At 67.2% G+C, this 12,729-nt stretch carries 10 protein-coding genes; all 10 read right to left on the bottom strand.

Going from position 1 to position 12,729, the window contains the following annotated elements:
• Nucleotides 1-102 precede the first annotated feature (102 nt).
• The gene (fadD32, locus tag AU185_RS02470; RefSeq protein ID WP_059100711.1) at nucleotides 103-1,992 is read right to left on the bottom strand and encodes a long-chain-fatty-acid--AMP ligase FadD32; all 1,890 of its coding nucleotides are present in this window, start codon (nucleotides 1,990-1,992) and stop codon (nucleotides 103-105) included.
• 176 nt (nucleotides 1,993-2,168) lie between these two features.
• Nucleotides 2,169-3,176 (bottom strand): carboxylesterase Culp6, encoded by a 1,008-nt coding sequence (gene culp6, locus AU185_RS02465; RefSeq protein ID WP_059100710.1) that lies wholly within the window; start codon nucleotides 3,174-3,176, stop codon nucleotides 2,169-2,171.
• An 18-nt stretch (nucleotides 3,177-3,194) separates the two neighbouring features.
• The gene (locus tag AU185_RS02460; protein ID WP_059100709.1) at nucleotides 3,195-3,662 is read right to left on the bottom strand and encodes a hypothetical protein; all 468 of its coding nucleotides are present in this window, start codon (nucleotides 3,660-3,662) and stop codon (nucleotides 3,195-3,197) included.
• A 57-nt stretch (nucleotides 3,663-3,719) separates the two neighbouring features.
• Nucleotides 3,720-4,607 (bottom strand): alpha/beta hydrolase-fold protein, encoded by an 888-nt coding sequence (locus tag AU185_RS02455; RefSeq protein ID WP_059100798.1) that lies wholly within the window; start codon nucleotides 4,605-4,607, stop codon nucleotides 3,720-3,722.
• A 141-nt stretch (nucleotides 4,608-4,748) separates the two neighbouring features.
• Nucleotides 4,749-5,798, bottom strand: coding sequence for an esterase family protein (locus AU185_RS02450; RefSeq protein ID WP_059100708.1), 1,050 nt, complete (start codon nucleotides 5,796-5,798; stop codon nucleotides 4,749-4,751).
• A gap of 173 nt (nucleotides 5,799-5,971) precedes the next feature.
• Nucleotides 5,972-8,059: a terminal beta-(1->2)-arabinofuranosyltransferase gene (gene aftB / locus AU185_RS02445; protein WP_059100707.1), complete on the bottom strand. Its 2,088-nt coding sequence runs from the start codon at nucleotides 8,057-8,059 to the stop codon at nucleotides 5,972-5,974.
• The gene (locus tag AU185_RS02440; RefSeq protein WP_059100706.1) at nucleotides 8,037-8,951 is read right to left on the bottom strand and encodes a decaprenyl-phosphate phosphoribosyltransferase; all 915 of its coding nucleotides are present in this window, start codon (nucleotides 8,949-8,951) and stop codon (nucleotides 8,037-8,039) included. Before AU185_RS02440 ends, aftB begins: the two co-directional genes overlap by 23 nt.
• Nucleotides 8,952-8,992: 41 nt before the next feature.
• A complete protein-coding gene (locus AU185_RS02435; protein WP_059100705.1) occupies nucleotides 8,993-9,541 on the bottom strand; it encodes a phosphatase PAP2 family protein in 549 nt (182 codons plus the stop codon).
• Nucleotides 9,534-11,471, bottom strand: a complete 1,938-nt coding sequence (locus AU185_RS02430) for a glycosyltransferase (RefSeq protein ID WP_059100704.1) — start codon at nucleotides 11,469-11,471, stop codon at nucleotides 9,534-9,536. Before AU185_RS02430 ends, AU185_RS02435 begins: the two co-directional genes overlap by 8 nt.
• Complete coding sequence (glf, locus tag AU185_RS02425) at nucleotides 11,468-12,676, bottom strand: UDP-galactopyranose mutase (protein ID WP_059100797.1); 1,209 nt, start codon at nucleotides 12,674-12,676, stop codon at nucleotides 11,468-11,470. The genes AU185_RS02430 and glf overlap by 4 nt, the downstream gene beginning before the upstream one ends.
• Between the last annotated feature and the right edge of the window lie 53 nt (nucleotides 12,677-12,729).

The raw sequence follows: 12,729 nt of genomic DNA, 5'->3' as shown, positions 1-12,729 counted from the left end.
CGGCGGCGACATCAGGCTCCGGCTTCTCGGGTGCCAGCTGGATCTCGTCGCCGGCGGGTTGCTGCGAATCGTCTTGTGTATCAGCCATTTTCGAGTGAGTTCTCAGTCTGTCTCGTCAGGGAACGCGTTGGCGATCTTCCCGCTCCGCAGACTGCCGTCCAGGTATGCCGAGCGGCACGCCCGCCGGCCGATCTTGCCGCTCGAGGTGCGGGGGATCGCGCCAGCGGGGGTGAGTAGCACGTCGCGCACGGTGACGCCGTGGCGCACCGCGATCGCAGCGCGGATGTCGTCGGCGATGGGCCCCATGTCGAGCTTGTGTGCGCCCGGTGCGCGCTCGCCGACGATCACCAGCTGCTCGGAGGTGTCGTCGGGGTCACGCTTCAGACCGGAGTGCGCGTTCTCGAACACCTCGTCCGGCAGCTGGTTGGCGGGCACCGAGAACGCCGCGACGAACCCGGTGCGCAGCGCCTTGGTGGCCTCCTGCGCGGAGTACTCGAGGTCCTGCGGGTAGTGGTTGCGGCCGTCGATGATCACCAGGTCCTTGACGCGACCGGTGATGTAGAGCTCACCGTCGTGGTAGGTGCCGAGGTCGCCGGTGCGCACCCAGGTGGCGTCGTCGGCGGCCCCTTCGGCGTGCGACGGGTTGGTCCGTGACTTGAGGATGTTCTGGAAGGTGGCCACGGTCTCTTCGGGCTTGCCCCAGTAGCCGGTGCCCATGTTCTGGCCGCTGATCCAGATCTCACCGATCTGCCCGTCGGGCAACTCGGTGGCGGTGTCGTTGTCGACGATGACCGCCCATTCGGCCAAGCCAATCTTGCCGGCGCCGGCCTGCGCGACGGCCTTCGGCGAGTCGTCGGGCACCGGGACGAAACGTCCGGTGTTCAACTCGTCGCGGTCCACCGAGATGATCACCGGCTCGGCGTCCATCGGCGTGGTGGACACGAACAGCGTCGCCTCGGCCAGGCCGTAGGACGGCTTGATGGCCTGCGGCTTGAATCCGAACGGCCCGAACGCCTCGTTGAACCGGCGCACGGTGGCCGCCGAGATCGGCTCACTGCCGTTGAGGATGCACTTGACGTTGGACAGGTCCAGCGGCGGTTCCCCGTCCTTGGGCACACCGCGGGCCGCCGCATGGTCGAACGCGAAGTTCGGTGCCACCGAGATGGTGCCGCCGGTGTCGCCTTCCTTGCGCGCGAGTTCGCGGATCCAGCGACCGGGCCGACGGACGAACGCGGCCGGGGTCATGAACGTCACGTAGTGACCGATCATCGGCGACAGCAGCACGGTGATCAGGCCCATGTCGTGGAAGAACGGCAGCCAGGACACGCCCCGGTCGCCTTCCTCGCCGTCGAGAGCCTCGATCACCTGCACCACGTTGGTGGCCAGGTTGAGGTGCGTGATCTGCACGCCGGTCGGGATGCGCGTCGACCCCGACGTGTACTGCAGGTAGGCGATGGTGTGCTCATCGACGTCGACGGGCTCCCAGGTGGCGCCGACCTCGTCGGGCACCGCGTCGACGGCGATGACGCGGGGGCGCTGGTTGGCCGGGCGGCTGCGGAAGAACTTGCGAACGCCCTCCGCCGCCTCGGTGGTGGTCAGGATCGCCGACGGGTGGCAGTCGTCGAGCACGGCGTGCAGCCGGCCCACGTGGCCGGGCTCGTTCGGGTCGAACAGCGGCACGGCGATGCGGCCCGAGTAGAGGGTGCCGAAGAACGCGACGAGGTATTCGAGGTTCTGCGGGCACAGGATCGCGACGCGGTCGCCGGGCTGGGTGACCTGCTGCAGGCGGGCGCCGACGGCTCGATTTCGGGCGCCGAAGTCGGCCCAGTGCAAGTCGCGCGCGACACCGTCACGCTCGGTGGAGAAGTCGATGAACCGGTAGGCGAGCTTGTCTCCACGCACCTTCGCCCATCGTTCGACGTGTTTGACCAGGCTTCCGTTGTCGGGAAACTTGATCAGTCCGTCCTTGATGAACGGGTTATGGAACCCCATCGCACTCTCCTGTCAACGGCACACGCTTCTCGATGCCGATTCGCAAATAATTTCCGAGCCGCCGTCAAGCCCCGGACCCCGGAAAATCGTACCGGTCGGCTATCCGCTTACTGCTCTTAGTTTTTTCTTAATGTTAGGTGACCGGTTGTCGCAGTCCAAATCAGTCTGGTTACAGGTCAGCCATGTTTCGGGTGCGGGGCGTTATCGATCAACCCCTTCGCCCAATTCAGTGTCCACTGTGTGGCCGAGGCCCCGTCGAGATTCCAGAACTGCGTCGTCGCGTACATCGCGTGGATCGGTTGTCCCGCACCGCCGAGCAAGATGTCGATGGTCTTGGGCAGGTTCATGATGTTGAATGCCTCCGGCGGCGCCGAGCAGATCAGGTCGCCCGGAGCGCAGATCTCGTTGACGCGATCGTTCAACGCACCGAACCCGCCGGGCCGGGGCCCCGTCATCGCCAGCCCCATCCCCTCGAGCAACGGCACGTCGCGAAGCGTGATCTCCGCGCCCTGCCCGGGCGGGTTCGGCCCGACGTCGCGGCCGACGCCGACCTGACGACGGCCGTCGGCGATCAACGTCACGCCGCGCACGAGGTCCTCGTCGACCGGCCCGCGCCCGTTACCGATGTCGCTGGCGATATCTCCTGCGATCACCGCGCCCTGGGAGAACCCGACGATGACGTAGCTCGTCAGCGGGCACCGGTTGTTCATCTCCGTCATCGCCTTGACCGTCGCGTCGAAGCCCTCGGCGCGGCTGTCGTTGTAGGACATCTGGCCGTCCTGGGAGAACGGATTGTGGAACTGCGCCGTGTAGGGGACGGTGAATACCTCGAGCCGGCTGTCGTCGAACTGCTCGCGGATCGGGTTGGTGACACCGAGCAGCAGCGCGATCGGGAACTGTGTCGGGTTGAACGGATCGAGGTGCGGCGAGGACTCCCACGTGCCCGGCACCGAGATCATCTGCACATCCGGGCAGCTGGCGTCCTGGAACTCCGGCCGCGGCTTCTTGGTCGGGCTCACACCGGTCGGGGGCACCGCCGACGGCGGCCCGGCGGTCGGCGGCCCCTCGGGTTTGCGCAGGATCACCACGACGATGACGACGAGCAGCACCACCACGAGCGCCATCGCGCCGGCTGCGACGAGCGCGAGGATGCGATGGCGTTTCCGCCGGTTGGTCTTGGCCATGTGTCGGTTGGGCTCCTGCTAGCAGAGTCGGTCGGTTGCGATGCGAATGTAGTCGGAAGTGGCGGCGTGAACGTCGACGGACGAGGACGCCACACCCGCGGTCCGTTCCACCCGCTCGTCCATATCGCTGCGCACCATCGGCAACACGGCGTCCCACACTTCCTGGTCGGTGTGCTTGGCGGCGCGGGCCTGACACACGTACGAGCCGATGCTCAGCGCCAGCAGGTCACTGGACGGTTCGACGCGCTCGGCGGCCAACGCGTCGAGGTAGGCGCGCTGCCGGTCGGTGACGACCAGGGCGTTGGACTGACCGGCTGCGGGCGGCGGCCCCGGCTGCGCGTGGGCTGTCCCGTGGGCCGGCGCCGACTCAGTCGTCGGCATGCCCATGGTCGCCATGACCGCATCACCCGAGCATCCGGTCAGCATCGCGGTCGCCGAAGCGATCAGCAGCGACCCTGCCGCCGATGTCCGTACCGAGCGTTGCACTCCTCCAAGGTACCGGCAGCCCGGGCGCGGACCCGGTCGTCGAGGACGGCTCGCCGGCTACTTGATAGTCGCGACCAATTCCCCGCTCATGGCCGCGAGCTGTGCGCTCCAGGAACCCCAGTCGTGGGTGCCGCTGGGCGGGAAGTCGAAATGCCCGTTGTGGCCGCCGACGGAGCGGTAGTGCTGGTAGAACTCGCGGTTGGTGCCCTGGGCGATGTCGCAGTAGCCGATCATCGCGGGCGGATCGGTGCAGCCGCCGGCCGGTGCGCTCCACACCCACAGCCGGGTGTTGTTGTCGGCCAGCAACTGCACATGGACGTTGGGCGAATGCCATTTCCACCGGCCCAGCTGTGGCAGGCCCCACATGTTGCGGGTCTCGACGCCGCCGTACTGGGCGAGCCCGGCAGTGATGGCGCCGTCGACGCCGGTGCGCTCAGGGGTCAGGAAGCCCGACAGAGACCCCGCGTAGCGGTAGCGGTCGGGGTGGAAGGTGGCCATCGCCATCGCGCCGTAGCCGCCCTGCGCCGCACCGACGATGCCGTGGCCCGACGGGGCCAGCCCCTTGTTGGCGACCAGCCAGTTCGGCAGTTCGTCGGCGAGGAACGTCTCCCACTGCCGGCTGCCGTCCAACTCCCAGTTGGTGTACATGCTCCACGCGCCGCCCGCGGGCGCGGCCACCGAGATGCCCTGCCCGGCGAGGGTGTTCATCGCGTTGCCCGCGGTCACCCAGTTGCTCACGTCGGGGGCCGCGTTGAACGCGTCGAGCAGCACGACCGCGTGCGGGCCGCCGCCCTGGAAGGCGACGGGGATGTCGCGTCCCATCGCGGCCGACGGCACCATGAGCATCTCGACTTGTGCGTTCGCCGACGGCGCCATGGAGGTGCCAGCGGTCCACAGACCGGCGGCCAGCGCCACGGTCATGATCGTCCGGAAGATCCCACGCATCAATTGACCCACCTCGTGTTCGCCTGCTGTCCCCGCGCGAGGTAGTCAATCACACCCGCCCGCCGGATCGGGCTGGAAACGGCTGACGGCGGCGACCCCTCGGGATCGCCGCCGCCAACTGTGTAGTTATTGCCGTACCGGTCAGTTCCCGGCGTCGGGCGTCTGCGCCGAGGCCTCCGTGGCGATCGGAGTCGTCGGCTGAGGCGTGGCGCCCAGCACGCGCTGGATGTCCGGCTTCATCTGCTGCAGCTGCTGACCCCAGTACTCCCAGCTGTGGGTACCGGACTGCGGGAAGTTGAACACACCGTTCTTGCCGCCCGCGGCGAGGTACTGCTCCTGGAACGTCTCGTTGGTCCGCAGCGTGAACTTCTCGAGGAACTCCGCGTTGAAGTTGTCGCCGGCGATGCGGCCGTTGATCTCGGCAGGCTTGCCGTTACCGCAGAACACCCAGATCCGGGTGCCGTTGGCGACCAGCTTGTCGATGTTCACCATCGGGTCGTTGCGCTTCCACGCCGGATCGCTCGACGGGCCCCACATGTCCTCGGACTCGTAGCCGCCCGCGTCGCCCATCGACATCCCGACCAGCATCGGCCACCAACCCTCGGAGAGGTTCAGGAAGCCCGAAAGCGAAGCAGCGTACTGGAACTGCTGCGGGTAGTAGATCGCGAGCGTGAGCGCGGCGGATCCGGCCATCGACAGGCCGACGGCCGCGTTGCGGTTCGGGTTCACACCCTTGTTGGCCGCCAGGTACGCGGGCAGTTCCTGGGTCAGGAACGTCTCCCATTTGTACGTCTGGCAACCGGCCTTGCCGCACGCCGGCTTGTACCAGTCGCTGTAGAAGCTGGACTGGCCACCGACCGGCATGATCACCGCGAGCCCGGAGTCGAGGTACCACTCGAATGCCGCGGTCTCGATGTCCCAGCCGTTGAAGTCGTCGCGTGCACGAAGACCGTCGAGCAGATACACGCCCGGTGCGTTCGGGCCGCCGTTCTGGAACTGAACTTTGATGTCACGGCCCATCCCGGCGGACGGAACCATGAGGTACTCGACCGGCAGACCCGGACGAGAGAAAGCCCCCGCAGTCGCCGAGCCTCCGATGGCGCTGATCAAACCGGGCAGCACCGCGGCGGCCATCGCCGCTGTTGCCAGCCGGCGGACCCAGGCACCCCGGATCTTGCCAACGAACTTCATGCTTCATCTATCCCATCTGTCGTATGCCGCACGCGGAAAAGCCCCTCGGGCATGCCGCGTAACCCGTGCAGTCAACCACACGTCGTCGCAATCTTCCCATTCAGAGCGTGTCGTTCCTGGTCACGACGCTAAGCCGTTGAGCCACTGATCTATCGGCTGCAAGGGCTTCCGCGTTACGGACCCGTCGCCGGCATGCCTTGATACGGGTCGACCGTGGACTCCGGCACAGGCAGCCCGCAGCGGATGAGTTCATACAGTGGCACGCGGTTGATCCGGTACTGCGTGAACTGGTATGCGTGCACGAGGTTCGACAGGAACCGCCGCGGACCCATCGGGCCGCGTACCGACGTCAACATCGCGTCGGTGGCCGGGCACTCCAGCGCCGCCTCGGCCTGTTTGACCCAGTCCTCGTCGATGTAGCCCGGAATGAACGGTGGCTCTTTGAGGAACGGCCCCTCGGCGATCGCCCAGTCGGGAAACAGGTTCTTGTCGTGGCCGATTCGGCCGTCCTCGAGGCGCGCGGTGTGCGCGGCCAACGGGTTGGCGAGGCCGATCTGATCGATGACCCGCACATCCAATCCGACGTTCATGCCCAGCATGCCGAGGTTGGTGAAGAAGACTGTGTGCGGCCCTTGGTAGTCCTTCGGCGCGTCCGGCGGCGGCGGTAGGGCGGGCACCACATCCCATTGGTCGTAATTGCCCGACGGCAGCAGCAGCGCACCGTCCGGCGTGTTGTCCAACGCCTCGAGCACCGCCCGCATCCGCGGATAGTCCAGGTAGTCCGCGGCGGTCAACGGGTGCGCATGGCCGGTGGCCTGAGCGTAGAACCGTCGCTCGTCGACGATGCCGGAGTAGGTGACGCGGGTGGCGTCACTACCCATCCCGCTCGAATTGGCCGCCCACAGCGACCATCCCGCGACGGCCAACCACAGCACACTGGTCGCGCCGACGAACAAATAGCCTGCGCCACGGGCCATTCGGGTTACGTCGGGCAGCACGACGGGAATCACCGCGATCGGCATCAACAGGCAGAACAGCGGGGTCAGCAGCACCCTGCCGTGCATGAAGTCGCCGCCCTGGCGGATCCAGTACAGCGCCTGCAGCAGGCCGCTGACGAGGAAGAAGATCACCACCGCGGCGGGACTCTGCACCATCCGCGCGAACCATCCGTAGCCGGGCGCCGCGGTGCCGCGGCCCGGTCGGCGGCGCCCGCGGGTCACCCACACCACCCCCGCCAGCCCGGCCAGCAGGATCGCCGGCGCCCACAGCAGGTACGGCTGGTTGAAGTTGGCGAGGTACACGAAACCGTGCGACCACTTCGATCCGGTGGCGTCCTTGGCCAGCGCGGTGCCGGGAAACAGCAACCCGTAGTAGCCCATTCGGAAGATCTGGTAAGCCACCGGAAGCAGCCCACCCGCGACGAGGATGATGGTGCGGCGCCGCCAATCGCGTGCCGCGATCAGCATCATCACCAGGGCGAGCCCTCCGATCAACGCCAACTCGGGCCGCACCAGCACGCTCAGGCCCGCGACGAAAGCCAGTGCGCCGTCGAATGTTCCGCTCGCCGGTCGGGGTGGTGACGACGGTGTCTGCGAACCCACGGGGTGCCGACGGATCACCGGTGCGCCGCCTCGGGTGCTCGGCGCCGGGGCGGCGCGGCGGACGCGCGGTTCTTGTGACCAGCACACCATCATCCACCACAGCAGGCCGAGATAGGCCAGCACCAAACCGTTTTCGAGCCCCGAGGTGGCGAAGTCGCGGGCGGGCGGTACGGCGATGTACACCAGCGCGCCCGCGGGCAACATCAGCGCGCGCCGGCCCTGCAGGCTCGGCGCATACAGGCGGCCGGTGCCCAGCATCGCGAAAGCCACGCCCAGCAGGCTGAGCACCAACGCCAGCACCAGCACCACGTACTCCAGCCGTACCGAGCCGCCCACCAGCGCGCCGAGGTAGACCAGATAGGTCCACACCGTGGAGGTGTTGGCCTCCACCCGCTCACCCGCGTTGAACACCGGGCCGTTGCCCGCCAACAGGTTTCGGACTGTCCGCAACACGATCAGGCCGTCGTCGGCGATCCAGCGCCGCTGCCAGGCGCCCCAGCCGAACAACGCCGCGACCACCAGCACGCTGAGCCACAGGCTCACCCGTACCGTGGTGTCGTACCGGAAGGCGGGCCAGCGGGCCACGTTGCGCGCGAGTACGTCGGCCCATCGGCCCGCGGCGGGCGGGGCCACCTTCTCAGCTGAGGAAGACGGCGGCACCGATGGTCCCGATCCACGCCAGCAGCAACAGCTGCAGTACCCGGTCCTTCAACGCGATCTCCTCGGGCTCCCCGGCCAACCCGCCGTCGACGTCGACCGCGTACCGCAGGATCGCAATGGTGATCGGGATGATCGTGATTGCGTACCAGGAGGCGGTGGCGCCGTCACGTTCGAACGCCCACAGCCCGTAACAGAGAACCATCGCGGTGGCCGACAACGTCCACACGAAGCGCAGGTAGGACGCCGTGTAGCTCTCCAGCGACTTGCGGATCTTGGCCCCGGTGCGTTCGGCGAGTTGTAGTTCGGCGTAACGCTTTCCGGCCACCATGAACAGCGAGCCGAAGGTCATCACCAACAGGAACCATTGTGACAGCGGGATGCTCGCCGCCGCGCCGCCCGCGATGGCGCGGATCAGGTACGCCGAGGAGACGATGCAGATGTCGAGCACCGCCTGGTGTTTGAGCCCGAAGCAGTAGGCCAGCTGCATCGCGATGTAGACCGCGATCACCACGGCAAGGTTCGTGGTGGCGAGCACCGAAATGCCCAGTGCCGCAGCGGCCAACACGACAGCGGCGCAGTAGGCCAGCCATTCCGGGACGACACCCGCCGCGATCGGCCGGAACCGCTTCGTGGGATGCTGACGGTCGGCCTCGACGTCGCGCGCGTCGTTGACCAGATAGATCGACGAGGCGGCCAGCGAGAACGCCACGAAGGCGATCAGGATCTTGACCGCGACCTCGCGATAGTCGTATTCCACGTCCCCGCCGAGCGCGGCGATGGGCGCGGCGAGGACGAGCAGGTTCTTCACCCACTGCCGCGGCCGGATCGCCTTGATCAGACCCGTCGCGGCGTTCCGCGGTGGCCCGCTGACCGGTGCCGGTTGTTGACTCATTGGCCGTACGCTCTCTGCGCTGCTGTCACTCGAGATGCTCATCAGTGTCTTGTGCTCCTCGCGTGCGCGAAGCTCCCCTCGGCGCGATCGGCGACGGTGCCGACCACCTTGGCGACGGCCGCCCCGACCGCAACACCGGTCAGCACATCGCTCGGGTAGTGCACGCCGAGCACCAAGCGCGACAACGCCATCGGCGGCACCAGCAGTGCCGGCAGCGGCAACCCGGTCGTCCTGGCCATCAACAGCGACGCTGCGGTGGTGGACGTGGCGTGGGCCGACGGAAAGCTCAGCCGACTCGGGGTTCCGACGTTGACCGTGACCGCCGGGTGGTGCGGGCGCTCGCGGCGCACCACCCGCTTGATCACGACCGCCGCGGCGTGCGCGACGAATGCGCCCACCCCCGCGGCCAGCCAGGCGCGCCGGCGGTCGGCCTGAAAGACCGCTCCTAGCAAGGCTATTGTCAACCAGCCGAGGCTGTGCTCACCGAAATGCGACAACGCGCGCGCACCCGAGAGGATCCCCGGCCGGCCCGCGAGCGCGGACTGCACAGCGACCAGCGCGGCCTCTTCGCCGCGCGGAGTCTCAGCCATGTGCAGACGACTCCAGTAGGACCGTCTCCCACTTCTGCTTGCTCGACAACGTCGGCAGCGCCTCGTGGTAGACCTTGCGCATCCGGTTGAACTTGCGCGCGAGGCGGGCCTGACGCTTCAGCGACTCCCGCAGCAGCTCGAACATCTTCTCGCGGTCGCGCTGGCGGTACACCACGCCGCGACCGTCGGCGGTCGTCACCGTGACACCGTCGACCCTGCACAGCGAGAACCAGCGGGCGTCCTGGGTGGCGACGTTGATCTGCGGGCGGCGGTGATGCTCGGGGTCGTGTGCCCTCAGTTGGTGGATGACGCCGCGGGACAGTCGCCACGAGATCGCCAGCGCGTTCGTGGGGATGTTCACCTTCTTGCGCCACCGCTTGTCCGACGGCGTCGGCAGCTCGGCGGCGCTGGACAGCACCACCGCGTCGGGGTACTCCTGGCGCATCTTGCGCACCTCGGGCAGCGCGGACTCCAGGATCGAGAAGATGTGCTCGGGCCCGGCCAGGAAGTCGTCCATCGCCCTGTTCTGAATGGCGACCGTCGAATACTCCAGGCAGAGAAGGTGTTTCAGCGTCGCCTTCAGATGGCTCGCGATCAGCCCGCTGATGTTGCCGTCCCAGTGCAGCGCCGCCACCACCAGCCGGTTGCGCAGGTGGAAGTACGCCTGCCAGTCGATCGCGTCGTCCTTGTCGCTCCACGCCATGTGCCAGATGGCGGCCCCGGGCAGCGTGACGGTCGGGTAGCCGTGCTCGCCGGCACGCAGGCCGTAGTCGGCGTCATCCCACTTGATGAACAGCGGCAGCGGCTGACCGAGTTCCTCTGCGACCTGACGCGGGATCATGCACATCCACCAGCCGTTGTAATCCACGTCGATGCGGCGGTGCAGCAGCCGGCTGCGCGGCGAATCCTCGTCGCTGAGCCGGAATTTGGCGAAGTTGTGGTCGTACTCGGTGTTGACCGCGTTGGTCCACATGAAGTTCTCGGAATCGACCATCTCGCCCATCACGTGCAGGTGCGAGGGTTCCTGCAGGTTGAGCATCTGGCCGCCGACCAGCGTCGGCGACTTGGCGAACCGGTTCATCGCCAGCGCGCGCAGGATCGAATCCGGCTCGATGCGGATGTCGTCGTCCATGAACAGGATCTGTTCGCAGTCGGTGTTTTTCAGCGCCTCGTACATCACCCGGCTGTAGCCGCCGGAACCGCCGAGGTTGGGCTGGTTGTGCACGGACAGCCGGTTGCCCAGTGCGCCGGCGGCCTCGTCGAAACCGGGATGATCCTTCGCCTTGTTCGCACCCTGATCGGTCACGATCACGGCGCTGATCACCTCGTCCACCAACGGATCCGAAGTCAGCGCGGCCAGCGCGTTGACACAGTCGGCCGGGCGGTTGAAGGTCGGGATGCCGACCGCGATGTTGGCCCGGCCCGGTGCGGGCACCGGCGCGTACCAACCCGCGTGATGCAACGTCGACGCGGCGTCGGTGGCGATGTCGAACCAGATCCAGCCGCCGTCCTCGAACGGGCCGAGATCGATTTCGAACTCGACCGCGGCGCGGTCGCCGTCGCGTTCGCTGGCGACCGGAGCGCCCCCGACGGTGATGCGGGCCCCGGTGGCCTTGGATCGGTAGACGTCGACGCGCGCGCTGCCGGTCAGCTCGACCCGCAGCACCACCGACTGCAGTGTCGACCAGCGCCGCCAGTAGCTGGCGGGGAAGGCGTTGAAGTAGGTCGCGAACGACACCTGGGATTCGGTGCCGATCTCGAGCGCCGTGCGGGTCGGCGCGTGCGCGCGTTTGGCGTTGGTGTCCGCTTCCTCGATATAGAGCTTGCGGACGTCATGCGGTTCGCCGGGACGCGGCAGGATGACGCGGGCCAGCAGGCTGACCGCCTTCGATTCGGCGGCGTCGAGCGCGCCGGACGGGATCTCGCTCATGCGCTACTGCTTTCTGGGTCCGGTTCGGTCAGTGGAGCACCGTCGCGCAGGTGCGGGGCCAGCGTGTTGTCGTACATGCTCAGCGCGCTGGCGATCGCCATGTGCATGTCCAGGTACTGGTAGGTGCCCAGTCGGCCACCGAACAACACCTTCGCAGAAGCGGTTTCGGCCTTCGCCCGGGCCCGGTATGCGGCCAGCAACGCGCGGTCGGCTTCGGTGTTGATCGGATAGTAGGGCTCGTCGTCGTCATCGGCGAACCTGGAGAACTCGCGCATGATGACCGTCTTGTCGGTCGGGTATGCGCGTTCGGGATGGAAGTGCCGGAACTCGTGGATGCGGGTGAAGGGCACGTCGGCGTCGTTGTAATTCATGACGGGTGTGCCTTGAAAATCACCGCAGCCGCTCAACACCTCCACGTCGAAATCGAGGGTGCGCCAACCCAGCCGCCCCTCGGCGTAGTCGAAATAGCGGTCCAGCGGCCCGGTGTAGACCACTGGAGCGTCGGGGTTCTCGGCACGGAGTTGATCCCGCACGTCGAACCAGTCGGTGTCGAGCCGCACCTCGATGCGGTCATCGGCGGCCATGTTCTGCAGCCACGCGGTGTAGCCCTCGGCGGGCAGCCCTTCATAGGTGTCGTTGAAGTAGCGGTTGTCGAAGGTGTATCGCACCGGCAGCCGGGTGATGTTGCTGGCCGGCAGTTCCTTCGGGTCGGTCTGCCACTGCTTGGCGGTGTAGTTCTTGAGGAAGGCCTCGTACAGGGGCCGCCCGACCAGGCTGATCGCCTTTTCCTCGAAGTTCTGGGCGTCTTCGGTCTTGATCTCGGCGGCCTGCTCCTTGATCAGTTGGCGGGCCTCGTCGGGCGTGAAGTACTTACCGAAGAACTGCGAGACCAGGCCCAGCCCCATCGGGAACTGGTACGCCTGCCCGTTGTGCATGGCGTAGACGCGATGCTGGTAGCCGGTGAACTCGGTGAACTGCCGCACGTAGTCCCACACCCGCTTGTTGGAGGTGTGGAACAGGTGGGCGCCGTACTTGTGCACCTCGATGCCGGTCTGCGGCTCGGGTTCGGAGTACGCATTGCCACCGATGTGCGGACGTCGCTCTATGACGAGGACACGCTTGTCCAGCTGGGTTGCCGCGCGCTCGGCAATCGTCAGGCCGAAGAATCCGGAGCCGACGACAAGGAGGTCGAAACGAGCTGTCATCGGCAGCAAGGGTATCCGACCGCGACCGCCCCACCCGAATTCGACAGGAGCCG

Source organism: Mycobacterium sp. GA-0227b (genome assembly GCF_001499855.1).
Taxonomy (GTDB): domain Bacteria; phylum Actinomycetota; class Actinomycetes; order Mycobacteriales; family Mycobacteriaceae; genus Mycobacterium.
This window is presented reverse-complemented; position numbering and strand designations above follow the sequence as displayed.